This window comes from Gordonia desulfuricans NBRC 100010, assembly GCF_001485495.1.
GTDB classification, from domain to species: Bacteria; Actinomycetota; Actinomycetes; order Mycobacteriales; family Mycobacteriaceae; genus Gordonia; species Gordonia desulfuricans.
Genome location: NZ_BCNF01000060.1, coordinates 1 through 22,952 on the forward strand (window position 1 = coordinate 1; position 22,952 = coordinate 22,952).

Genomic DNA, 22,952 nt, shown 5'->3' on the forward strand with positions numbered 1-22,952 from the left:
TCGCTCCTATGTCAAGCGGCTGCTCCTGGAACCAGGATTTCGGTGTGCGAACGAGCAGCGTGATCGGTGACCAGACGATGAAAAATTGTGCGTACGAGTCGCCGTTTCAGGCAACGCATCGCCTCACGAGACTTCTTACCCTCGGCACGTTTCTTCGCGTAATAGGCATGCCCGAGACTGTCAGGCATACGAGACTGGGTCAACGCAATCCGATGGACCGCCGCATTGAGTTGCCTATTCCCCGAACGCGTCAACCGATGCTTACCCGCCGACTTACCCGACCACACCGGCACCGGAGCGATCCCAGCATGCCGAGCGAACTGAGCCTCGGTACCGAAACGCGAGATATCGGCAGACTCGCCGAGCAACTTCGCCGCACTGAGGATCCCACAACCAGGCAACGCCACCAGCGACGGCACCGCGACCGCAACCAACGCCGACAACTGCTTGTACACCTCGTTGATCTCCACGGTCAACGCCGCGATCGCAGCCACCTCCTTGATCGCCAACAGCACATCGACAGCGCCGCGGTCGCAGGTCTGCAACCAGGCCGCGAGGAGTTTCTGATGCTTCGTCCGGTTCAAACCTCCCTTCTTCACTTCGTGTTCCGGATCGATCGCATGCACCCGCCACAACACCCGGTTGATCTTCGAAGTCCGTTCATGGACAAGTGATTCCCGATAGTCGGTGAGTGCTTTCACCGTGTAGCTGACCTCATCGTGTGAGGCGATCGGGAGGTTGGGTTCACGGGCAGCGGCCCGGGCGACGGCCAGAGCGTCGATCGGATCGGACTTACCTGGTTGGCGGCCGGTCTTGCGGTGTTCGGCCATCAGATGCGGGGCGACCCGCACCACTTTCTGGTTCGCGGTCAGCAGGTCACGTTCGAGGAGCGCCGACATATTGCGGCAGTCCTCGATCGCCCACACCAAGTCGGTACCCAACGTGGCGTGGGCCCACCGCAAGGCGGTCTGGTGACCGGTGGTCGTGGCGGGCACGGTCACGGTGCCCAGTTGTCTGCCGGCGGTATCGACCGCGACGAATGTGTGTGAGCGCTTGTGTACATCGGCGCCAACGATGATCATGGAAGATGCCTTTCTGTCGAACGGAATGGTGACAGTCGGGCCGGCCGGTAGGACATATCTCAGTGGGGGCGGTTGCCACGCTCCTATCAAGTCACATCCGGTCGGTCCGTCCACCCGGGCATCGGCAGAATGAGCCGTGACCAATCCCCAACAATTGTCGGGAACGGTCAACCACCAACAGAGCCAGATGCCCGGTGGACTGAACACAACCACCAACTTGGTGGCTCCACAAGAGTGACACTGAGAAATCACCAACCACCGGTGTCAGTTCACCCGTTCGAAGACGGCCGTCAGGCCCTGTCCGCCGCCGATGCACATGGTCTCCAGGCCGTAGCGTGCGCCGCGGCGGTCCATCTCACGCAGCAGGGTCGCCAGGATGCGGACGCCGGTGGCGCCGACGGGGTGGCCCAGCGAGATGCCCGAACCGTTGACGTTGGTGCGCTCGAAGTCGGCGGCACCGAACTTCCATTCGCGGGTCACGGCGAGGGCCTGCGCGGCGAAGGCCTCGTTGAGTTCGATCAGATCGATGTCGGCGAGGTCCAGGCCTGCACGTTCGAGGGCCTTCGCGGTGGACGGGACCGGGCCGATCCCCATCTCCGACGGTGCGACACCGGCCGCCGCCCAGGTGACCAGGCGTGCCAGCGGGCGCATCCCGAGTTGCTCGGCCATCGCCCGGCTGGTCACCAGGCAGGCTGCGGCGCCGTCGTTCTGGCCGCTGGCATTGCCCGCGGTGACGGTGGCGTCGGGGTCGTCGGCGGCCATCACCGGACGCAGCCGGGCCAGTGACTCCACGGTCGCATCGGGACGCGGATGCTCGTCGCGGTCGATGATCTCGGGGTCGCCCTTGCGTCGCGGGACCGACACCGGCACGATCTCGTCGGCGAAACGTCCCCCGTCGGTCGCGGCCACGGCGCGGCGGTGGGATTCGACGGCCAGTTCGTCCTGCTCCTGACGGCTGATGCCGTAGATGCGCCGCAGGTTCTCGGCGGTCTCGAGCATGCCGCCGGGCACCGGGTGGTTGCGGCCACCGGCGGTGACACGGCCACGCGCGAGCCGGTCGTGCAGTGCCGCGGGCCGGCCCTTGGCGCCCCATCGCATGGATTCGGTGTAGTACTCGGCGCGGCTCATCGACTCCACCCCGCCGGCGATCACCACGTCGGCGACGCCGGTCTGTACGCGCATCGCGGCGTCGAGCACCGCCTGCAGCCCCGACCCGCAGCGCCGGTCGAGTTGCAGGCCGGGAACGGTCACCGGCAGTCCGGCGTCCAGCGCGGCGACCCGGCCGATCGCCGGGGCCTCACCGTTCGGATAGCACTGGCCGAAGATGACATCGTCGATGGACTCCGCGTCGATCTCGGTGCGCGCGAGCAATTCGGTGATCACCCCGGCGGCGAGGTCGGCGGCGGGGACGTCGACGAAGACACCGCCGTACCGGCCGACCGGCGTCCGCAGCGGTTCACAGATCACGACATCCTGTAGGTCAGACACGACGATGGTCCCTTTCTGAATCGGCCCACCGCTGCGCCCAGACGCGCAGCTCGGCGGCCTTGATCTTGCTACCGTTTCCGCCCACGGTGGTCGGCATCGCCTCGATCACGTGCACCGTGGTGGGCACCTTGAACGCGGCCAGGCTCGTGCGACACCAGTCCTTCAGCACGGCGGCGTCCACCGGCTCGGCCGTACCGCCACTCACGGCGACCTCGTCGAGCACCACGAATCCCACGGCGACGGTGTGGCCGTCGTCGGCCGTCGTACCGACCACCTTGGCGGTCGCGACCGCGGGATGCTCGGCGAGGCGATGCTCGATCTCGGCCGGGTCGACGAGAAAACCGCGCAGCCGCAGGGCATCTCCCATCCGGCAGACATAGGTGTATCCGCCGTCGCCGGTGGCCACACCCAGATCACCGCTGCGGAACCAGCCGTCGGCGGTGAACGAATCCTGTGCGGCCGCTGCGTTTCCCAGATAGGCGTCGACGACATTGGTTCCGCGGAACTGCAGTTCGCCCTGTACGCCGGTGTCGACCTCGGTGTGGTCGAACGGGTCGGCGATCCGCACCTGCACCGCATCCGAGACCGGGCGTCCCCCACCGTTCCACCTGAGGGCCTCGGGATCGGTGTCGGCCCAGAGCAATGCCAGTGCGAACACCTCCGACGATCCGAAGACCCCGGTGGTGTGGGTGCCGAACTCGGTGCGGGCCCAGTCGGCGATCGCCTGGGACCGGCCGAGGAAGTCGGCGATCCCGATCCACCGCAATGCACTGAGATCGGCGCGCTCGCCGCCGTGCCAGGTGTCGTACAGACGCCCGAACAGGTCGTCGCCGCCGACGGCGTGGGTCACCCCGAGTCGCGCCATCCGCGCCAGGGTGCCCGCGGCGTCGAACACCGGCTCCATCAGCAGGCCCGCACCCCCGGCGAGACCGGCCAGCGCGGTGCTGAACCCGAACACCCCGGACACCGGCAGCACGCACAGCACCACGTCACCGGGGCCGATGCCCATCACGGCGGCGTCGGCACGGGCGTGGTCGACGACCGCCGAATCCCGGTGGGCGGCAAGCTTGGGCGTACCGGTGGAGCCCGACGTCGTGAAGGCCACGGCGAGGGCGTCATCGGCCCGGTCGTCGATCCCGGCGGCGGTGAGCACCGCGACATCGCCGACGTCGGGAACGCGCAGGCCCTCGGTGCCGCCGTGTCCGGCGATCCAGGTGCCCGAGCCGAGGTCGGGAGCCGGTACGGGATCGCCGGCGGCGCCCGGCCCGGCGACCGCGGCGACGATCGGTGGTGTCACCTCCGCCGATGCGGCGGCGTCGACGAGGATCCCGGTGAGGTCGAGTCCGTGGAAGTCGGTGGCCAGACCCACCACGACGGGCCGGGCGGCCACCAGGATGTGACGCACCTCCCCGACGTTGTAGCGGGTGTTGATGCCGATCACGTGGGCGCCGAGCGCGGCGGCGGCGAACTGCCACACCAGGGCGTCGGACCAGTTGGGGATCAGCACCGCGACGCAGTGTCCGCGGCGCACCCCCACCGCACGCAGTTCTTGGGCGAGGACCTCGGCGCGGTGTGCGAGCCGCCCGCGGGTGACCGGGACCGGCCGGCCGTCGACGACGTCGTAGACGGCCACCGCGTCGGGATCGGCCGACACCAGGTCGGCGCCGAGCGCACCGAGCGCCGACGCGTCCAGGGTGACACTCATGCCGACACCTCCGTCTTCTCCGGATCGGCTGCGGTCGACCGCAGTTCGTCGATCCATCCGGCGGCCAGGCCGGCGAAGTCGGCGATCTCCTCCATCGGGTAGTGGCCGATCCCGGGCAGGGCCGTGAAGGTCACGGCACGCCGGTCTGCGGCCGGGCCCGACGATGCGAGGCCCGCCGCCCGTCGGCGGACCCGCTCGACGTCGATCCACGGGTCGTCGACACCGCAGACCAGATGGATCGGGCAGGTCCGGTCGGCCAGCCGGTGACGCACGTCGTGGGTACCCCAGCCGATCAGGTCCGACGACGAGATCTCCGGGTCCTCCCGTTTGTGCATGAGTCCGATGAGGTGGGCGGTCTCCTTCGGCACCGACCGGCCCACCGAGGCGAGGGTGCCCAGGTAGGTGCGTTCGGCGCGCGACGGTCCGGCGACGTCCTCGAGTTCGCGGCGCAATCCGTTGACGTTGACCGCGCCGGGTGCGGCGTCGGCGGCCATGGCGAGCGCCCCGGCGAGCGGGGTGTCGGGCCGGCAGGCGAGTTCGAGGGTGAGCTTCCCGCCGATCGAGCAGCCCAGGACGTAGGGGCGCTCGACGCCGAGCACCTCGAGGACCTCCACCAGCCAGTCACCGTAGGTGACCAGGTCGGTGACCGGTCCTCCGACCGCGGGCTCGGAGCGGCCGTGTCCGGGCAGGTCCGGGACGATCACCCGGTAGCCGCGGGCGGCGAGGGCGCGGGCGGCGTGACGCCACTGCACCCCGCTCTGGCCTGCGGTGTGGATACACAGGACGGTACCGAGGCCCGCGCCGGCGGGGCCGTGCGCGGCCGGGAGATGGATCTCGACGAAGCCGGTGGACCCGCCGATCTCGAGATAGCGTGCCTCGATCATGCCGACACCTCCCGTGCGATCGCACGGGCGTGGCCGACGATCATGTCGAGCGGCTTGGTGAGCCGCAGGTACTCGTATCCGTCTCCGGAGCTGCTGAACTCGCCGCGGATCGCGCGGCGCATGAAGTCGTTGTCGGCGTCGGACACCAGATCGACCCAGGCACGGCCGGAGGCGATGAAGGTGAACGTCGCGCCGTGCGGGCAGCGGCGGGTGACGTCGATGATGCGTCCCTTGTAGATCCGCAGCTGGATCTCGCGCTCGTCGCACCGCAGGCCGATCGCGCCGTCCCAGGTGGACAGCGAGGCGACGAAGGCGTCGTCGGCGGCCAGGCGGACACCGATCAGCTCAGCCCATTCCGGCGAGCAGAAGTTCAGCGCCGCAATGGGTTCCAGAGCATCGGACAGCTGCCAGACCTCGGTGCCCCGCTCGCACACCGCGCCGGCGGCGTCGGTGACGACGATGTCGCGGTGCACGGTGGCGGCGGTGACGCGGGTGATCACCGCATCCGACCACCGTGGTCCGGTCCCGCCGGCCGGTCCCTCGACCTGCCAGGAGGAGCCGATCCGGACCGCACCGGGCACCGGGGCCTGGGCGAGCGGATCGAGGTCACGACGCCAGTCGGTGTGGTCGCCGACCCGCACCGTCCGGGCACCGGCCACGGTCACGGCGGTACTCATGCGGCCGGCCCCCGGCCCAGGAGCTCGTCGGAGATGATGCGCATCTGGATCTCACTGGTCCCTTCGAAGATCTTGGTCAGGCGTGCGTCACGCCAGTGGCGCTCGACCTGGAAATCGGTGGTGTAGCCGGCGCCGCCGTGGATCTGGACCGCCTCGCTGGTCACGCGTTCGGCCATCTCGGTGGCGACGAGTTTGCACATCGACGCCTCCAGCGAGCAGCGGCGACCGGTGTCGATGTCGGTGGCGACGGAGTACATGAGCTGGCGGGCGGCCTCGATGTCGGCGGCCATCTTGGCGACCTTGAACCGCAGGTGCTGGAAGTCGGCGAGCTCGTGGCCGAACTGCCGACGGGTGTGCAGGTAGGCGATGGAGTCCTCGAGGGCGGCGCGCGCGAGTCCGATGGCGCGGGCCGCGGTATGTGCCCGGCCCACCTCCAGACCGCTGACGGCGAGGTAGAAACCCTTGCCCTCTTCACCGAGCATGCGGTCGGCGGGAATCCGGAAGTCCTCGAAGGACAGCTCCCACGTGCTCCAGCCGAAGTAGCCGATCTTGCGGACCTTGGTTCCCGAGATGCCCTCGGGGAACACGCCGCGTTCCTTCTCCACGAGGAATGTGCTGATGCCGCGGTGCGGCTTGGCCGGGTCCTTGTTCGGGTCGGTGCGGACGAACAGCACCAGGTAGTCGGCCTCATCGGCGTAGGTGCACCACATCTTGGTGCCGTTGACCACCCACTCGTCGCCCTCCCGGGTCGCCCGGCAGGAGATGTTGGCGACGTCGGAACCCGCCTCGGCCTCCGACAGCGCGTAGGCGCCGAGGTACTCACCGCGGGCCACCCGCGGCAGCAGTGCCGCCTCCTGCTCCGGGGTGAAGCCGCCGCCCATCCCGTTGCCACGGGCCAGCAAGCCGGACACACTCATCCAGGCGCGTGAGAGTTCTTCGGCGACAAGGCAATACTCGAACACACCGAGGCCGAGGCCACCGAACTCCTCGGGGATCATGATCCCGAAGAAGCCGACCTCGGCCATCGCCTTCTTGAGTGCGTCGGGGATGGTGCCCTGCACCGGGTCCAGCTCGTTGGCGACGGGCAGGACCTGGGTCATGGCGAACTCCCGGGCCAGATCGCGGATGGCGATGCGCTCCTCGGTGAGGTAGCGGGGGCTGTCGGTACGCGGCTGCGACGGTCGGTGGGTCATATGAGCTCCTGGACGATCTGCGGATCAGCGCGCTCGATCACCGGAATGTGATTAACAAGCGTTCACCCAGTACAGCATGTCCCCGGCCCGAGGTCAACGGGTGATCTCGGCCCCCGCCGGCCGGAAGCCCATCAGGTTCAGCGCGAAGTCGCCGTAGTCGTCGGCCACCTCACGGGCGGACAGCGGGCCGTCCGGACGGAACCAGAGCGGGATACCCGAGCACATCGTCAACACCGCCGTGACCGCCTCCGACACCCTGCCGACAGAGAACACTCCCTGTTCAGAGCCCTTGGTGGCGATCTCGACGAACAGCTGTTCCTGCGCATCACGGGACCCGACGACGCGCTTGCGGTCGATCTCGTCGAGATAGCGGAGTTCGGTGTTGGCCACCAGGCACTCGCGCGGATGCGTCGCCACGAAGTGCGCATGTGCGGCGACCGCCAGACGCCATCGCTCGGCGGGATCGGCCCCCGCCTTCCGCAGGGCGTTGCGGGTGGCGGTGAACTGCTCGTCACTGGCCACCCGGAGGATCTCGACGAGGAGTGCCGACTTGTTCTCGAAATGGTTGTAGACATTGGCAGCGCTACAACCTGCGATTTTGGCGATGCTCCGCATGTTGGCCCCATGGAATCCGGAGGCGAAGAACTCGTCGAGCGCCGCCTCGACGATCCGGTCTCGCACCGACATCTGCGCGCTCGACGATCGACTGTTCATGTACCGAAGCGTAGGTACCACGACCCCCACCTGCAAGAACGGCTCCATCTGTGGGCATTGACCCAGGACGGTTCGGCGGACTATGGTCTCAATCACATGAACGCTCGTTAACCCCTCCCCAACCCTTCGGAGGACCTCATGTCCCATCCCCCCGCTTCCCCTCTCACCGAGAGCACGCCGGCCACACCTCTGACGCCGTCGACACTCGATCGGCTGACCCGTCTCGAAGACCTCGAGCAGATCCGTTCCCTGGACGCCCGCTACTGCCGTCACCTCGACGACGGCGACTGGGACGCCCTGCTAGACCTGTTCACCGAGGACGGCGAGTTCGACGGACTCGGTCACCCCCGCGGCAAGGCCGAGTTGCGCACCTTCTTCGCCGGTCTCGCCGCAGGTGGCCTGACCGCGTTCTGGCACTTCATCACCAATCTCGACATCGAACTCGACGGCGACACCGCCACCGTGCACTCGTTTCTCTGGCAGCCCTGCGTCACCGACGGCACCGCCTCGATCGCGGCGGGCCGCTACACCGACCAGGTGGTCAAGGTCGACGGCGTGTGGCGTTACCGCGTCAAGCAGGTCCGGTTCCATTTCTTCGGCCCGCTCGCCGACGGCTGGGACGAGAACCTCTTCGCCCTGGACACGGCCCGACGTGCGGCGGTGCGGCCATGATCGACCTGACCGTCACCTCCCCCACCTCGTGGAGCAGCGTCCTGGCCCTCCCCGAGGTGACCGAGCTCCGCCGGCGCCGCAGCCGGGTCACCGCACTGATGAGTGTGCTCACCATCGCCCTGTTCAGCGGTTTCGTCGTCGGCTTCGCCGGCTTCCCGGATGTGCTCGGCAGCGTCGAGATCCTCGACGTCCCGCTGTCGCTGTGGGTGGTGCTGTCGCAGTTCGTCGGCACCTGGGTGCTGGTGTTCTGCTACTTCCGGCTGGCCCGGACCTACATCCAACCGGCCGCCGACGCCGCCCTGGCCGCGGTGTCGGCCGCGTCCGAGAGCAAGGAGACCGCCCGATGACCCACGGCACCGACCATCTCGCCATCGCCATCTGCGTCGCGGTCATCGCACTGACGCTGTGGGTGACCTTCGCCGTCGCCCGCCGGTCCCGCAGTGCCGACGGCTTCTTCGCCGCAGGCCGCTCGATCGGCAGCTGGCAGAACGGCTTTGCCATCTCCGGCGAGTTCATCTCCGCCGGCAGCTTCCTCGGCACCACCGGCCTGATCTTCTATCAGGGTGTCGACGGCACCGTGATCCTGTTCGCGTCGGTGATCTCGTTCCTCCCGGTACTGTTCCTGCTGGCCGAGAAGATGCGCAACATCGGCAAGTACACGATCGCCGACGTGCTGGTGTTCCGCTCCGGGTCACGCCGCGTGCGGGTGGCCGTCGCGCTGAGCACCCTGGCCACGTGCACCTTTGTGCTCCTGGCCCAGATGGTCGCCGCCGGAACACTTCTCGAGTCCGTCGCGGGTATCCCGTTCTGGGTGTCGGTGCTCGTGGCCGGCCTGCTGATGGCGGTCTACGTCTTCGTCGGCGGCATGCTGGCCACCGCCTGGGTGCAGGTGATCAAGTCGTCGATCCTGGCGATCCTGGCGATCATCATCGGCGTGGGCGTGCTGTCGAAGTTCGGCTTCAGCTTCCCGCTCCTGCTCGACTCGGCCACCCACAATGCCGCGGCCGGCGACGCGATCCTGAGTCCGGGACAGATCTTCGGCTCCGGCGGGCCGGTCAACCTGGTCTCCTATGCCCTCACCTTCGCCCTGGGCACCGCGGGGATGGCCCACATCCTGATCCGCTTCTTCACCGTCCCGGAGGCCGCCACCGCACGCCGGTCCCTCGGCTGGACGGTGGCGCTGTGCAGCATGTTCTACCTGATCGTCGTCGTGATGGGTTTCGGTGCGGCAGCACTGCTGGGCGCCAACGGTTCCGAGCGGGTCGGCACGTCGGGCAATCTCGCCGCGCCCGCGCTGGTCACCGACCTCGGCGGTGGCGCCGGGACGATCGGCGGGTCGCTGGCGCTGGCGATGGTGTCGGCGGTTGCCTTCGCCTCGATCATCGCCGTCGTCGCCGGGGTGGTGATCTCGGCGGCGGGCACCTTCGCCCGCGATGTGTGGCCCACCGTCACCCGGGCCCCGGCCGGTGAGGTCGACGACCAGTCGCAGGCCGTCGTCGCCCGCTACGGTGCGGTGGTGTTCAGCCTGATCGCGATCGCGCTGACGATGGTCATCGGCGACGACACCAACATCACCTACTTCATGGGGATGGCGTTCATGGTGGCCGCGAGCGCCCATCTCCCGGCGCTGGTGCTGAGTCTCAACTGGCGGGGTTTCACCGCCACCGGGGCGATGTACGGCATCCTCGTCGGCCTGTCGTCGACGATCATCACGCTGATGCTGACCCCGGCCCTGTGGCCGGGTTCGGGCCCGGCGCCGCTGACCATCCAGCTGCCGGTGGTGATCACCCTGCCGTTGAGCCTGATCGCCTGCGTCGTCGGCTCGCTGCTGAGCCGGCCCGACCGGACCGGCGCCGCCGATGCGGACGAGAAGTTCGCGGAGATGATCGTGCGCTCGGAGACCGGTCTGGGTGCCGAGGTCGCCTCGGCACACTGATCCCGACCCCCTTCCCGCCGATCCGCGAGGTCGCGGCTGGTGCCCCGAGCACCGGCCGTGACCTCGCTTTGTGCTTTCCCGACACCGAGATGTCCGCCGGATCCCCGACTGTGACCCTTGACACGCCCGGATGGGTGAATGTACGTTCATTCACAGTGAAGCGGTGATCACACCGTCCGTCGATTCACCAAGGGAGCACGTCATGAACCCCACCTACGAAGACATCGACTACACCGTCGAGGGCCCGACCGCGATCATCACGATGAACCGCCCGCAGCGGTACAACGCGTTCCGCGCGAAGACCGTCGAGGAGATGATCAACGCCTTCCGCCGCGCCTGGGCCGACCAGCAGGTGCAGGTGGTGATCCTCACCGGCGCCGGCGAGAAGGCATTCTGCACCGGTGGGGACGTCAAGCAGCGCGCCGAGACCGGCGACTACGGCCCCAGCGAGAGCGGCATGTTCGAGATCGGCAACCTGCACAAGACGATTCGCGACATCCCCAAGCCGGTCATCGCCGCGGTCAACGGTCTGGCCATCGGTGGCGGACACGTCCTGCACGTGCTCTGCGACCTGACCATCGCCGCCGACACCGCACGCTTCGGCCAGTCCGGCCCCAAGGTCGGCTCCTTCGATGCCGGCTTCGGCTCGGCCTTCCTCGCCCGGATCGTCGGCGAGAAGCGCGCCCGTGAGATCTGGTACCTGTGCCGCCAGTACGACGCCGAGACCGCCGAGCGCTGGGGCCTGGTCAACTGGGTCGTCCCGGCCGCCGACCTGCTCGACGAGGCCAAGAAGATCGCCGCCGAGATCGCCGAGAAGTCGCCGACCGCGATCCGCTTCCTCAAGCAGAGCTTCAACGCCGACACCGACCACCAGGCGGGCCTGTCCAACCTCGCGATGAGCGCCCTGGACCTGTTCACCCACCACACCGCCGAGGGCGCCGAGGGTGCCACCGCATTCGCCGAGAAGCGGATGCCGGAATTCAACAAGTACGCCGCCATCTGAGTCGTCTGACGCCGAGAGGACACCGAAACACCATGATCACCAACAGCATCGCCGTCGTCACCGGAGCCGGATCGGGTATCGGCAAGTCGATCGCCGAGGCCTTCGCCGCCCAGGGCGTCACCGTCGTCGCCGCCGACCTCGACCTCGACGCCGCCAAGCGCACCGCCGAGGGCACCGCGAACATCGTCCCGATGAAGGTCGACGTCGCCGACCGTGCCGCCGTCGACGCCCTGCGTGACGCGGTGAACGCCGAGGTCGGTGTCCCCGACATCCTGGTCAACGCCGCCGGCTGGGACCGCACCGACCAGTTCCTCAATGCGACCCCCGAGTTCGCCGAGAAGGTCGTGGCGATCAACTACCTCGGCCCGGTCCACATGGCCAGCGCCTTCTTGCCCGGCATGGTCGAGGCCGCCAAGTCCGAGGGCTGGCAGGGTGGCCGCGTGATCAACCTCGCCTCGGATGCCGGCCGCGTCGGTTCGGCCGGCGAGAGCATCTACGCCGGCGCCAAGGGCGGCGTGATCGCACTGAGCAAGTCGCTGGCCCGCGAGATGGCCCGCTACCAGATCACCGTCAACGCGGTGTGCCCCGGCCCCACCGACACCCCGCTGTTCCAGGCGCAGCCGGACAAGCTGAAAGAGGCTCTGGTCAAGGCGATCCCGTTCCGCCGCCTGGCCCGGCCCGACGAGGTCGCCGCGCCCGTCCTGTTCTTCGCCTCCCCCGCGGCGTCGTTCATCACCGGACAGGTGATCAGCGTCAGCGGCGGACTCACCATGGCCGGCTGAGCGGCCCCACCCCCGAGTGACCACCGGAGATCCCGACATGACCATCGCCTCGCCTCGTTCCGAGACTCCCTACGTCTACGACGCCCATCAGTACCGGTCGTTCTTCGAGCACGAGTTCACCTACCTGAACGGCTTCCGCCGCAACGTGTCCCGGTATGCCGGCACGGTGGCGATGATCGACCCGACCACCGACACCGAATGGACCTACGGCCGGCTCGGTGCCGCCGTCGACGCCCTCGCCGCAGGCCTGGCCGGCCGCGGTGTGGCACCCGGCGACGTGGTGGCCTACCAGCTGCTCAACGGTCCGGAGTTCGCCCAGCTGTACCTGGCCACCCAGGCGGCCGGTGCGGTCGGGTCACCGGTGAACTTCCGCCTCGCCGCCGGCGAGACCGCGGTGATCCTCGATGTCAGCCGCCCCAAGGTGTACGTCTACGACACCGAGTTCACCCCGATGGTCACCGACGCGATCGCCCGCGCCGACCACACCCCCGAGGTGCTGGTCGGCGTGGGTGCGGGCCCGCTGGTCGACGGCGCGGTCTCGATCCGCTTCGCCGATCTGCCCTCGGATTCGGCTCCGCCCCAGGTCGATCGCGGCGTGTTCGACGAGACCACCCGTCTCTACACCTCGGGCACCACCGGGATGCCCAAGGCCGTACCGATGAACAGCGCGATCGAGATCTTCTCCGCGCACGACGTCATCATGCATTTCCCGCTCTCCCCCGAGGACCGCACCCTCAACATGACGCCGTGGTTCCACCGCGGCGGATTGTACTGTGCCGGACCCAATCCCACGTTCTACCTGGGGTCGGCCCTGGTCCCGATGCGGACCTTCGACCCGGAGCTGACCCTCGACTGGGTGGAGAAGTACCGGCTGACCTTCCTGATCGGCGCGCCCACCAACCTCGCCATGCTGACCGCCGCCCAGGTCGCCCGGCCCCGTGATCTGTCGAGTCTGCGGGGCATCGTCACGATGGGCGCCCCACTCGAGCGCGAGGCCGCCCTGCGCTACCAGGAGGTCCTCACGCCGCGGATCTTCAACGGCTACGGCAGCACCGAGGGATTCTGGAACACCTTCCTGCGCCCGGTGGATCTGCCCGACCATGCCGGAACGGCCGGCCGTGCCTGCATCGACGACGACGTCCGCGTGGTCAAGGTGCACGACGACGGCCACCTCGCCTCCCCCGACGAGGTCGTCGCCCGCGACGGCTCCGAGGTCGGCGAGGTGATCATCCGATCCCCCAAATGCGCAGCCGCATATTATGATTCGCCGGCTCAGGAGAAGGCCAAGTACAACGGCAGCTGGCTGCACATCGGCGACCTGGCCACCTGGGACGCCCAGGAGTTCGTCACCATCGTCGGCCGCAAGGACGACATGCTGATCTCCGGTGGCGAGAACGTGCACCCGGTACAGGTGGAGGAGGCGCTCAACAGCCATCCCGACGTCGCCGACTCCCTGGTGGTGGGTGTCCCCGACGAGCGGTGGGGGCAGGTCGTCGTCGCCTACGTCCTGGCCGCCGACGGCACCACCCCGACCGCCGAGGAACTCGACGAGTTCTGCCGAGACCACCCGATGCTCTCGCAGTTCAAACGGCCCCGCGCCTACCGGATCGTCGACTCCCTGCCGGTGTCGGCGACCGGAAAGAAGCTGCACTACAAGGCAACCGAATCCGCCGCGGCCGAGATGTCCGACGGCCGGTTCATCGCACCCCGCAAGCCCCAAGGAACACAATCATGAGCACCCAGACCGCCCTGCCGGCATTCTCGGCGACCGATCCCCTCAACATCGACCTCGGCTACAGCGACGACGAACTCGCCGTGCGCGACTCGGTCCGCGGCTTCCTCACCGAGCACGTCACCCCGCAGGTCGCGGACTGGTTCGAGCAGGGTTCCATCCCGATCGCGCGCGACCTGATGAAGCAGTTCGGTGACCTCGGTGTCCTGGGCATGCACCTCGACGGCTACGGCTGCGGCGGATCGAGTGCGGTGCACTACGGTCTGGCCTGCCTCGAACTCGAGGCCTCCGACTCCGGCATCCGCTCGATGGTGTCGGTGCAGGGGTCGCTGGCGATGTTCTCGATCTACAACAACGGCTCGGAGGAACAGAAGCAGCACTGGCTTCCGGGGATGGCGGCCGGCACCACCATCGGATGCTTCGGCCTGACCGAACCCGACGCGGGCAGCGACCCGGCGTCGATGAAGACCCGTGCCCGCCGCGACGGCTCCGACTGGATCCTCGACGGCCGCAAGATGTGGATCACCAACTCCCCCATCGCCGACGTGGCCGTCGTCTGGGCCCGCACCGACGAGGGCATCCGCGGCTTCATCGTGCCCACCGACACCCCCGGGGTGACCACCCCGGAGATCAAGCACAAGCTCTCGCTTCGCGCCTCGACCACCGGTGAGATCGTGCTCGACGGCGTCCGGCTGCCCGCGGATGCGATGATGCCCGGCGGCGTCGACGGGAACGGCCGGAACTCGTACGGCGGCACCGGGATCAAGGCGCCGCTGGCAAGTCTGTCGGAGGCCCGCTACGGCATCCTCTGGGGTGCGGTCGGTGCGGCCCGCTCGGCATGGGTCGCCGCCGTCGACTACGCCAAGGCCCGCACCCAGTTCGGCCGCCCGCTCGCCGGTTTCCAGCTGACCCAGGCCAAGATCGCCGACATGGGTGTGGAACTGCAGAAGGCCAACCTGCTGGCCTATCATCTGGGACGGCTGAAGGACACCGTGGGCCTGCGCCCCGACCAGGTGAGCTTCGGCAAGCTCAACAACACCCGGGAGGCCATCGAGATCTGCCGCACTTCGCGAACCATCCTGGGCGGCAACGGTATCTCGCTGGAGTTCCCGGTGATCCGGCACATGGTGAACCTCGAGTCGGTGCTGACCTACGAGGGCACCCCGGAGATGCACCAGCTCGTCCTCGGCCAGGCGTTCACCGGCGAGAACGCCTTCCGCTGAACCGGATCGGCCACGCCGCTCCTCTCATCACCGACCCGCGAGACCACAGGGACACACCATGAGCGCACTCACCCACGACATCGAGCACCGTCAGTTCCGCGACACCGTCACGAAGTTCGTCGCCGACCAGATCACCCCGCACCACGAGGAGTGGGAGCACGCCGGGCTGTGGGAGCGCAGCCTGTTCACCGAGGCGGGTGAGAACGGCCTGCTCGGCTTCCCGGTACCCGAGGAGTTCGGCGGCCCCGGCGTCGACGACTTCCGGTATCACGCGATCGTGATCGAGGAGACCGCCCGCACCGGTGCGGCCGCCGAGGCGATCGCCTTCTCGCTGCAGAACGACGTCGTCCTGCCGTACCTCACCGAGATGACCGACGACGAGCAGAAGGCGCGCTGGCTGCCCGGTGTGGTCAGCGGCGAGACGGTGCTCGGTATCGCGATGACCGAGCCGGGCGCCGGGTCCGATCTCACCGGTATCCGCACCTCGGCGGTCCGCGACGGCGACCACTACGTCGTCAACGGCTCCAAGACGTTCATCTCCAACGGCCGCAACGGCGACCTGTTCGTCGTCGCCACCCGCACCGGCCCGGAGAAGCACAAGGGTCTGACCCTGTTCGTCGTGGAGGCCGACACCCCCGGCTTCGTGCGCGGCCGCAAGCTCGACAAGATCGGCCTGCACGCCCAGGACACCAGCGAACTGGCCTTCGAGGACATGCGGGTGCCGGTGGCCAACCGGCTCGGCGAGGAGGGGCAGGGCTTCTACCAGCTGGTACACAACCTGCCGCAGGAACGGTTGTCGCTGGCCATCGGGGCCGTCGCCGCCGCCGAGGGCACCTTTGCCCGCACCCTGGAGTACGTGCAGGAACGCACCGCCTTCGGGTCACCGGTGTCGTCGTTCCAGAACACCCAGTTCGTGCTCGCCGAGCTGGCCACCGAACTGGACCTGGCGCGCACCTTCCTCGACGACTGCATCGCCGAACACGTCGCCGGTGAACTGACCGCGGCCCGCGCGGCCCGGCTCAAGTGGTGGGCCACCGAGTTGCAGGTCCGCACCGCCGACCGCTGTCTGCAGCTGCACGGCGGATACGGCTACATGCGGGAGTACCCGGTGTCGCGGGCGTTCATCGATGCCCGCATCCAGACGATCTACGGCGGGACCACCGAGATCATGAAGACGATCATCGCGAAAGACCTGGGAATCTGACCACTAGACTCCAGGAGTTCACCCGAATCGAGGAGGAGTGGTGGCAAAGGCGGCAGCAGCACGCACCGGCGTGGACGGCACGAGCAGCGTCGAGGACGCGGTGCGGGCGGTACGGATCTCCTCGCGGCGCCGTCAACTGCTCGACGCCGCGGTCGCGGTGATGGAACGCACCGGGTTCCACCAGATGTCGATGCAGGCACTCGCCGAGGAGGCGGGCGTCAGCGTCGGACTGTTCTACAAGTACTTCGGGAACAAGGAGGACATCCTCCTGGCCGCGATCGTGGACATCCTCGAGAAGTTCCGCGATCAGCTCCAGCCGGCCATGGACCTCGCCGGGGACGACCCGGTGGAGCAGCTGATCGCCGGCTTCCGTCAGTACGCGCGGATCGTCGACGAGAACCGGGATGCGGTGGTGCTCACCTATCGGGAGAGCCGCACGCTCGACGCCGGGGGCCGCGAACGGATCAAACAGCTCGAGGTGGAGACGGCCGGGCCGATGCGCGAGGCGATCCTCGCCGCGGTCGACGCCGGGCTGATCCGCGCCGACGTCGAGGCCGACCTCGCCGTCTTCGACCTGATGATGCTGGCCCACGGATGGGCGCTCAAGCAGTGGCATTTCGGTGCCGAATTCGGCTTCGACGCCTACGTCGAGGCGCAGTTGCGAATGGCGTTGCCCGCGATGGTGATACCCGAACGACTCGCCGGATATCTAGCCGAAATCTGAGTTCCCGCGCCGCCCGCCGGGCACCCCCGGGTGATCGGTCGGGCGGCGAAACGGCTTGAGCCGCAGGATGTGCCGTAACACGAAGGCGAGTACCGGCCGGGCGATCGGTACGCACCAGCGCCACGGCAACCAGCCCACCCAGCGCGGCGACCCGGCGATCTCCCACCGCACCGTGACGGTGCGCGGACGCGGCCCGTCGACGATGGTGAACCGCCCGGCGAAGTCCGCGATGGCCCACGGCACCGAGATCCCCGTACCGGCCAGGGTCAGCCGCTCGCCGGGGATCACGCCGATCACCCGCTGCGCCACCGACAGGATCGTGCCCGACATGGTCCGCCCGGCACCGACGACCGGTTCACTTCGGTCGGCCGCATCGGTCCATGTCGGCCCCGCCAGCAGGGGCAGCGACGACAGATACCGGACCTGCGTCAACCGCGACCACACCTCCCCGCGCGACAGCGGCGTGGTGCATTCCAGCACGATGGCGAACGACGCGGTCTTCTCGATGTAGCGGTCGACATCGGCCAGGCGCATCTCCCGTACCGCGAACCGGTCGGGGCGCGTCGCCAGTCCGTAGGCGACGATCCCGCCCACCACGGCGAGCACGCCGATGACGAGAACCGCCCCGACCACGATTCCCGCCACCGCCGCACCGCTCATCTCGTCCCCCGACCACACTCGGTGCACGCCACCCCGCGTAGACGTACATCAAATATGAAATATGACCATACGCGGGCGCACTTCACCCTGTCCGGCATTCACGCAGAAGTCGCCGGACAGGGGTCGCCGACGGGGTGCCGATCAGCGGTAGCGGGTGGACCCGTCCGGCGGCGCGGTGGTGCTGATCAGCTTGGCGAAGCAGTGGTCGCCGTCGAAGCCCTGCTGCACACACCAGGCATTGGCCTGGTCGGGGCCCGGGAACGTCGGTGTCGCGACCGTCACCCACCAACCGCGGTAGTTGAACACGCTCCACTCGTCGCTGTAGAGCAGCCGCGCATCACCGAAGCGCAGGCGGTTGGCCAGGAACTCGTCGAGGATCGCCTGGTTGTCCCAGGTCTTGCCGTCGGCGACCAGCCCCGGCCGCTTGGACGACAGCTGCGCCACCCACCGGTTGTTCAGGTTGGCCAGGATGAACGCGCGGTCGGAATCGGCCTGTGCGCGCAAGGCGTTGCCGGTGGTCGCCGAGACGTCGACACCCGGCGGGATCACCGCCCCGGTCGCGGTCTGCGGCGCGGCGGTCGACCCGTCCGCCGGGGCGGGCAGCGTGTCGGTGGTCGGCGGACCCGGAACGCAGTCGACGACGATCGGACCGGCCGAGGTGCTCCCGGCGGCGCCACCGACCGACCCGAGGGTGTCCGGCGTGCGGAAGAACGACCCCGGCGGATACGTCAGGTCCAGGGTGATCCCGGAACCGGCGTCGGAGGACCCGACGGCGAGCGGCGATGAGCTGAAGTCGAAGTCACCGGAGGCGATCAGTCCGCTCGGATCACTGATGCTGATCCGGGTCTTGTTGCCCGACAACACGTCTCCACTCGGGCAGGTGGCGACCACCTTCATCGTCACCACCAGCCCGGCCGGGGTGGTGACGAACTTGTCGGGGACGAATCGCGGCGGGGTGCCGCAGCGGGTCACATAACCCGCCGGTGCCTCGATCGGTGCCGGCGGTGCCCCGGGTGCCACCGCGTCGCCGCCGGTGGGTGCGAAGGCGGTGATCGCCGTGCCGGTGACGGTGACCAGTCGGCCGCCGACCGCGAGGACCAGTGGTGCCTGCCCGTCGCCGAGCTGCGCTCCCGGGATGTTCCATTGCGGCGCACCGGACTCGAGGTCGACGGCGGTCAGGGCACCGCCCTCACCACCCACCAGGATCCGGGTGCCGTCGGTCACCGCCACGTCGTCGGCGTAGCCCGACGTCTCGACCGGCAGCGACCACCGGACGACGCCGGTGGCGGTGTCGGCGGCGATCATCTGGCCGCCCGCGCCGATCGTGACGACCTGGCGGTCGTCGGCGACCGGAACCCTGGCCGAGTAGACGGGCTCGGTGAAGACACCGGTGGCCCAGGAGCTCGTACGGTCGGCGACCGAGACCAGTTTGCCGTCCACCAGGACGGTGTCCCGCAGATCGGGTGCGGCCACCTGCGGGACGCCGAACGTGGCGCCGGGTATCTCACTGACGGTGCCGTCGGGGCGGATCACCGCGATCGGCCCCCGGGTGCCGTTGATCCCGCCGCTGCCGAGCGTGGTGACCAGGGACCCGTCGGCGAGTGTCCCGATCTCGATGCTGCCCGGACGACGCAGGATCTCGCGCCCGTCGACCGCCGAGGCGACGATCACCGATCCCCCGTGTGCGATGGCCACCAGCGCATCGGTCGCGGTGAACGTGTAGCCGTCGCCGCTGCCGCTGCGGTTGGGGATCACGAATTCCTTGGCCCACTCGGTTCCGGTGGGCGTGATCTTCACCAGCCGCACGGAATCGGAGTACGTCTCGTAGACGCGGGTGAACGCGGCCGTTCCGTTGTAGGCGACGCTGAACGCCTGCGGTGAGGGCATCGGCTGCTCGGCGAGCACCGTGCCGTCGGTGGTGTCGAGGAACACCATGTGATCGGCGTCGATGCAGGCGATGCGCCGGTCGACGATGGTGTCGGCACACGCCTTGAACAGCTGCTGCGACGTCCAGTGCGTGCCGGTGGCCGCGTCGACGCCGACGAGGTGGCGACCGGTGGAGGCCGCCGATCCACCGGCGAGCGTCACGACGGTGGTGTCGTCGGCGACCACACCGACGCTGCCGTATGTGGGAAGCGACGAGGTCGGTCCGACGAAGCGTTCACCCCCGAGATCCGACGGCCGCAGCGTCCAGGCCGGTGTGGGCGCCGTCGGGAACGCCCCGGTGAGCTGGCCGGGGAACAGGGCCCGGGTCTCGTCGTCGGAACCCGAACGGCCGTGCTGCCACCACACCAGCCCGCCGACGACGAGGGCCACGACGCACAGCACGGCCACCGCGGCGAGCAGCCATGGGAGCGGCCCTCGTCGGGAGCCCTGCGGGGCTGGGGCTGTGTAGTTGCCGGGCGGGTACCCGGGTCCGGGATACGGGCCGCTCGGATGGTGCGCACCGGTATGGGGACCAGACGGATAAGGCCCAGAAGCGTAGGGCCCAGAAGGATAGGGACCGGAAGAGTAAGGCCCGGAAGCGTGAGGCCCGGAGGGATGGGGCCCGGGCTGGGTGGGCATCGGACCCGGCATCGCCGCCGGGTCGGGGATGGGACGGGCCATGGTCGGGTTGTACGCCGGGTCCGAGCCGATGGTGGTCGGCGGGGCGGGCCGCGCGATGTGGCCGGTCTGGTCGTCTTCCTGGGAATGGTCGTCGCGCGAACCCAAATCGGACATCCCTCAAGTAGAACCGACCTCTGTCCGATGGGTCCATCGTTCGAAGAGACCAAAAATCCACACGCACAGCACCACCCACATCGCGCCGAACGCCCACCCGGCGAGGACGTCGGTGGGCCAGTGCACCGCGAGGTAGATCCGGGTGAGTCCGATCGCGATGGACAGCAGCGGGGCCGCGAGCAGCACCCACCGGTGATCGCGTACCCATCCGCTGACACCGAATGCGACGACGGCCAGCAGGCAGTACACGACCATCGACATCATCGCGTGTCCGGACGGGAAGGAGTAGCTCTCGATGGTCAGGAGCCGGTCGGTGACCGGTGGACGGGTGCGGCCGAAGATGTGTTTGAGCGTCACCATCGCCGCGGAGCCCAGCAGGGCACCTGCGCCGAGCAGCACCGCCATGCCGACCTTCCGCCGGATCAGCAGTGCGGCCACGACGATCAGGCAGATCACGGTCAGGGTGAGGGTGTTGCCCAGCACCGTGACCGCATGGGCGAGCCCGACCCACGGTTCACGCCGGTCGTCGACCACCCAGCCGATCACCTCGTCGTCGAGTCGGAGGTGGGGCAGAGCGAGGACGGTCGGGGTCACGCCCACCAGGGTAGAGACGTCCTGGATCGCCGACCGACCCCACCGGGCCGGGCCACGACTATGTCTGCGACGCGAGGGCGCGGCTGATCACCAGACGCTGGATCTGGTTGGTGCCCTCGAAGATCTGGGTGATCTTGGCCTCGCGCATGTAGCGCTCGACGCGGAAGTCGCGGGTGTAACCGTTGCCGCCGAGTACCTGCACGGCGTCGGTGGTGACCTTCATCGCGGTGTCGGTGGCGATCAGCTTGGCGGTCGCGGCGGCGCGCGAGTAGGGCCGGCCGGCGTCACGACGACGCGCCGCGTCGAGGTAGGTCGCGCGGGCGGAGTCCACCGCCGCCGCCATGTCGGCGAGCAGGAAGCCCAGACCTTGATGGTCGATGATCTTGCGGCCGAAGGTGGTTCGTTCCTGCGCGTACTCGACGGCGGCGTCGAGTGCGGCCTGGGCGAGGCCCGTCGCGACGGCGGCGATCCCGAGCCGGCCGGAATCGAGTGCGGAGAACGCGATCTGGAGGCCCTGGCCCTCGGTGCCGATCAGCCGGCCGGCGTCGATCAGGGCGTCGTCGTAGGTGGCGGCGGTGGTCGGGACCGCGTGCAGACCCATCTTCTCCTCCGGCTTGCCGAAGGTGAGGCCCTCGGTGTCCCGCGGGACGAGCAGACACGAGATGCCCTTGGACCCCTCGCCGGTACGGACGAAGACGTTGTAGACGTCGGCGATCCCGCCGTGGGTGATCCACGCCTTGGTGCCGGTCACCCGGTACCCGCCGTCGGTGGCCTCGGCACGGCAGTTCACGGCAGCCGCGTCGGACCCGGCCTGCGGCTCGGACAGGCTGTAGGCGCCGATCAGGCGACCGTTCAGGAGATCGGGCAGCCACCGCTGCTTCTGCTCCTCGGTGCCGAAGGTGAACAGCGGATGGCAGGCGAGGCCGTGCACGCTGACCGCCACCGCGACCGCCGCCCACCGGGCACCGAGTTCTTCGAGGACCTGCAGGTAGACCTCGTACGGCTGGGCGCCACCGTCCCACTCGACGGGGTACGGCAATCCCAGCAGACCGGCCTCGCCGAGCTCGGCGAACAGGCCGACGGGGTAGGTCTCGTCCTTCTCGTGCTGATCGGCGATGGGGGCGAGCCGCTTGTCGGCGATGTCGCGGGTCAGTGCGATCAGATCGCGGGCCTCGTCACTGGGGAGCAGGCGGTCAACAGGCATGGTCGGCCTTCCGTGGAGTATAGAAACAGTACTCAAGTACCTCGCACAGTACTATTCTTGTCAGGTGAACGAAAGGAGGAGGCCGTGACCCCATCACGCGACGCGGGTTCGCAGCGGGGCGACTTCGCCACCCGCCGACGCGGCGTCCTGTTCGATGCGATGCTCGAGCTCCTGCTCGCCGAGGGGTTCGCACATCTGTCGGTGTCGGATCTCGCGACCCGACTGCGGTGTTCCAAGTCGACGCTCTACACGCTCGCCGACAGCAAGGAGCAACTGGTCACCAGGACCGTCGCGCACTTCTTCCGGACGGCCACCGACCATGTCGAGCAGCGGGTCGGGCAGGCCGGCTCGGCCCGTGAGGCGGTCACCACCTATCTCATCGCCGTCGGCGAGGCCCTGTCCCCCGCGTCCGCGCAGTTCATGTCCGACCTGCATGCCTTTGCCCCCACCCGCGAGCTCTACGAGCGCAACACCGAGGCCGCGGCAGCGCGGGTGCGGGAGCTGATCGCCGCCGGGGTGGCCGCGGGCGACTTCCGCGACGTCGACGCGGCATTCGCCGCCGACCTCGCGGCGACCATGATGGCCCGTATCCAGCGGCGCGAGGTCGCCGCGGCCACCGGCCTCGACGACGCCCGCGCCTACCGCCAGCTGGCGTCGATCCTCACCACCGGTATCGACGCGCGAGCCTGACACGGCCGACATACCCGCCTGCGCCAAGACCTCTGAGGTGGTCGCTGCCCGGCGTCGGCTGCGG

At 68.8% G+C, this 22,952-nt stretch carries 21 protein-coding genes; 10 read left to right on the top strand and 11 right to left on the bottom strand.

Annotated elements, in window-relative coordinates:
• Positions 1–11: 11 nt before the first annotated feature.
• From GD1_RS10545 to GD1_RS10575, 7 genes are all read right to left on the bottom strand, one after another.
• Positions 12–1,082: an IS110 family RNA-guided transposase gene (locus GD1_RS10545; RefSeq protein ID WP_059036977.1), complete on the bottom strand. Its 1,071-nt coding sequence runs from the start codon at positions 1,080–1,082 to the stop codon at positions 12–14.
• A 264-nt stretch (positions 1,083–1,346) separates the two neighbouring features.
• Positions 1,347–2,570 carry an acetyl-CoA C-acetyltransferase gene (locus tag GD1_RS10550; RefSeq protein WP_373855306.1) on the bottom strand — a complete coding sequence of 408 codons (1,224 nt, stop codon included), beginning with the start codon at positions 2,568–2,570 and terminating at the stop codon, positions 1,347–1,349.
• Positions 2,563–4,275 (bottom strand): AMP-binding protein, encoded by a 1,713-nt coding sequence (locus GD1_RS10555; protein ID WP_059036979.1) that lies wholly within the window; start codon positions 4,273–4,275, stop codon positions 2,563–2,565. The genes GD1_RS10550 and GD1_RS10555 overlap by 8 nt, the downstream gene beginning before the upstream one ends.
• Entirely contained in the window at positions 4,272–5,159 is an 888-nt protein-coding gene (locus GD1_RS10560) for an alpha/beta fold hydrolase (protein WP_059036980.1), read from the bottom strand. The genes GD1_RS10555 and GD1_RS10560 overlap by 4 nt, the downstream gene beginning before the upstream one ends.
• Complete coding sequence (locus GD1_RS10565) at positions 5,156–5,836, bottom strand: hypothetical protein (RefSeq protein WP_053778785.1); 681 nt, start codon at positions 5,834–5,836, stop codon at positions 5,156–5,158. The genes GD1_RS10560 and GD1_RS10565 overlap by 4 nt, the downstream gene beginning before the upstream one ends.
• Positions 5,833–7,029, bottom strand: a complete 1,197-nt coding sequence (locus tag GD1_RS10570; RefSeq protein WP_059036981.1) for an acyl-CoA dehydrogenase family protein — start codon at positions 7,027–7,029, stop codon at positions 5,833–5,835. Before GD1_RS10570 ends, GD1_RS10565 begins: the two co-directional genes overlap by 4 nt.
• 93 nt (positions 7,030–7,122) lie before the next feature.
• Positions 7,123–7,743 carry a TetR/AcrR family transcriptional regulator gene (locus GD1_RS10575; RefSeq protein WP_053778786.1) on the bottom strand — a complete coding sequence of 207 codons (621 nt, stop codon included), beginning with the start codon at positions 7,741–7,743 and terminating at the stop codon, positions 7,123–7,125.
• Between the two features lie 138 nt (positions 7,744–7,881).
• Here GD1_RS10575 and GD1_RS10580 point away from each other — a divergent pair, with 138 nt between their 5' ends.
• From GD1_RS10580 to GD1_RS10620, 9 genes are all read left to right on the top strand, one after another.
• Positions 7,882–8,415 carry a nuclear transport factor 2 family protein gene (locus tag GD1_RS10580; protein ID WP_059036982.1) on the top strand — a complete coding sequence of 178 codons (534 nt, stop codon included), beginning with the start codon at positions 7,882–7,884 and terminating at the stop codon, positions 8,413–8,415.
• Entirely contained in the window at positions 8,412–8,762 is a 351-nt protein-coding gene (locus GD1_RS10585; protein WP_020793282.1) for a DUF485 domain-containing protein, read from the top strand. The genes GD1_RS10580 and GD1_RS10585 overlap by 4 nt, the downstream gene beginning before the upstream one ends.
• Entirely contained in the window at positions 8,759–10,351 is a 1,593-nt protein-coding gene (locus tag GD1_RS10590) for a solute symporter family protein (RefSeq protein WP_059036983.1), read from the top strand. Before GD1_RS10585 ends, GD1_RS10590 begins: the two co-directional genes overlap by 4 nt.
• Before the next feature lie 202 nt (positions 10,352–10,553).
• A complete protein-coding gene (locus GD1_RS10595) occupies positions 10,554–11,354 on the top strand; it encodes an enoyl-CoA hydratase-related protein (protein WP_053778788.1) in 801 nt (266 codons plus the stop codon).
• A 32-nt stretch (positions 11,355–11,386) separates the two neighbouring features.
• On the top strand, positions 11,387–12,136 hold the full coding sequence (locus GD1_RS10600) for an SDR family NAD(P)-dependent oxidoreductase (protein ID WP_053778789.1): 750 nt from the start codon (positions 11,387–11,389) through the stop codon (positions 12,134–12,136).
• 37 nt (positions 12,137–12,173) lie between these two features.
• The gene (locus tag GD1_RS10605; protein WP_059036989.1) at positions 12,174–13,871 is read left to right on the top strand and encodes a class I adenylate-forming enzyme family protein; all 1,698 of its coding nucleotides are present in this window, start codon (positions 12,174–12,176) and stop codon (positions 13,869–13,871) included.
• Positions 13,868–15,091, top strand: a complete 1,224-nt coding sequence (locus GD1_RS10610; protein WP_059036984.1) for an acyl-CoA dehydrogenase family protein — start codon at positions 13,868–13,870, stop codon at positions 15,089–15,091. Before GD1_RS10605 ends, GD1_RS10610 begins: the two co-directional genes overlap by 4 nt.
• A gap of 58 nt (positions 15,092–15,149) precedes the next feature.
• Positions 15,150–16,295, top strand: coding sequence for an acyl-CoA dehydrogenase family protein (locus GD1_RS10615; RefSeq protein WP_059036985.1), 1,146 nt, complete (start codon positions 15,150–15,152; stop codon positions 16,293–16,295).
• Positions 16,296–16,335: 40 nt separating this feature from the next.
• Positions 16,336–17,019: a TetR/AcrR family transcriptional regulator gene (locus GD1_RS10620; RefSeq protein WP_053778819.1), complete on the top strand. Its 684-nt coding sequence runs from the start codon at positions 16,336–16,338 to the stop codon at positions 17,017–17,019.
• On the opposite strand, the gene GD1_RS10625 is transcribed toward GD1_RS10620, so the two are convergent.
• From GD1_RS10625 to GD1_RS10640, 4 genes are all read right to left on the bottom strand, one after another.
• On the bottom strand, positions 17,005–17,706 hold the full coding sequence (locus tag GD1_RS10625) for a hypothetical protein (protein WP_244882652.1): 702 nt from the start codon (positions 17,704–17,706) through the stop codon (positions 17,005–17,007). The two genes, GD1_RS10620 and GD1_RS10625, sit on opposite strands and share 15 nt — an antisense overlap.
• Before the next feature lie 114 nt (positions 17,707–17,820).
• Entirely contained in the window at positions 17,821–20,013 is a 2,193-nt protein-coding gene (locus GD1_RS10630) for an outer membrane protein assembly factor BamB family protein (protein ID WP_244882654.1), read from the bottom strand.
• 390 nt (positions 20,014–20,403) lie between these two features.
• The gene (locus tag GD1_RS10635) at positions 20,404–20,994 is read right to left on the bottom strand and encodes a phosphatase PAP2 family protein (RefSeq protein WP_083534073.1); all 591 of its coding nucleotides are present in this window, start codon (positions 20,992–20,994) and stop codon (positions 20,404–20,406) included.
• Between the two features lie 58 nt (positions 20,995–21,052).
• Positions 21,053–22,198 (bottom strand): acyl-CoA dehydrogenase family protein, encoded by a 1,146-nt coding sequence (locus tag GD1_RS10640; RefSeq protein ID WP_059036988.1) that lies wholly within the window; start codon positions 22,196–22,198, stop codon positions 21,053–21,055.
• 159 nt (positions 22,199–22,357) lie between these two features.
• Between GD1_RS10640 and GD1_RS10645 the strand changes: the two genes are divergently transcribed.
• A complete protein-coding gene (locus tag GD1_RS10645; RefSeq protein WP_059036991.1) occupies positions 22,358–22,888 on the top strand; it encodes a TetR/AcrR family transcriptional regulator in 531 nt (176 codons plus the stop codon).
• The last annotated feature ends 64 nt before the right edge of the window (positions 22,889–22,952 follow it).

Excerpts from the sequence above, each read along its gene's own strand:
- GD1_RS10545 (WP_059036977.1), bottom strand. The coding sequence starts at position 1,082 with ATGATCATCGTTGGCGCCGATGTACACAAGCGCTCACACACATTCGTC.
- GD1_RS10555 (WP_059036979.1), bottom strand. The coding sequence starts at position 4,275 with ATGAGTGTCACCCTGGACGCGTCGGCGCTCGGTGCGCTCGGCGCCGAC.
- GD1_RS10560 (WP_059036980.1), bottom strand. The coding sequence starts at position 5,159 with ATGATCGAGGCACGCTATCTCGAGATCGGCGGGTCCACCGGCTTCGTC.
- GD1_RS10565 (WP_053778785.1), bottom strand. The coding sequence starts at position 5,836 with ATGAGTACCGCCGTGACCGTGGCCGGTGCCCGGACGGTGCGGGTCGGC.
- GD1_RS10570 (WP_059036981.1), bottom strand. The coding sequence starts at position 7,029 with ATGACCCACCGACCGTCGCAGCCGCGTACCGACAGCCCCCGCTACCTC.
- GD1_RS10575 (WP_053778786.1), bottom strand. The coding sequence starts at position 7,743 with ATGAACAGTCGATCGTCGAGCGCGCAGATGTCGGTGCGAGACCGGATC.
- GD1_RS10580 (WP_059036982.1), top strand. The coding sequence starts at position 7,882 with ATGTCCCATCCCCCCGCTTCCCCTCTCACCGAGAGCACGCCGGCCACA.
- GD1_RS10585 (WP_020793282.1), top strand. The coding sequence starts at position 8,412 with ATGATCGACCTGACCGTCACCTCCCCCACCTCGTGGAGCAGCGTCCTG.
- GD1_RS10590 (WP_059036983.1), top strand. The coding sequence starts at position 8,759 with ATGACCCACGGCACCGACCATCTCGCCATCGCCATCTGCGTCGCGGTC.
- GD1_RS10595 (WP_053778788.1), top strand. The coding sequence starts at position 10,554 with ATGAACCCCACCTACGAAGACATCGACTACACCGTCGAGGGCCCGACC.
- GD1_RS10600 (WP_053778789.1), top strand. The coding sequence starts at position 11,387 with ATGATCACCAACAGCATCGCCGTCGTCACCGGAGCCGGATCGGGTATC.
- GD1_RS10605 (WP_059036989.1), top strand. The coding sequence starts at position 12,174 with ATGACCATCGCCTCGCCTCGTTCCGAGACTCCCTACGTCTACGACGCC.
- GD1_RS10610 (WP_059036984.1), top strand. The coding sequence starts at position 13,868 with ATGAGCACCCAGACCGCCCTGCCGGCATTCTCGGCGACCGATCCCCTC.
- GD1_RS10615 (WP_059036985.1), top strand. The coding sequence starts at position 15,150 with ATGAGCGCACTCACCCACGACATCGAGCACCGTCAGTTCCGCGACACC.
- GD1_RS10640 (WP_059036988.1), bottom strand. The coding sequence starts at position 22,198 with ATGCCTGTTGACCGCCTGCTCCCCAGTGACGAGGCCCGCGATCTGATC.
- GD1_RS10645 (WP_059036991.1), top strand. The coding sequence starts at position 22,358 with ATGCTCGAGCTCCTGCTCGCCGAGGGGTTCGCACATCTGTCGGTGTCG.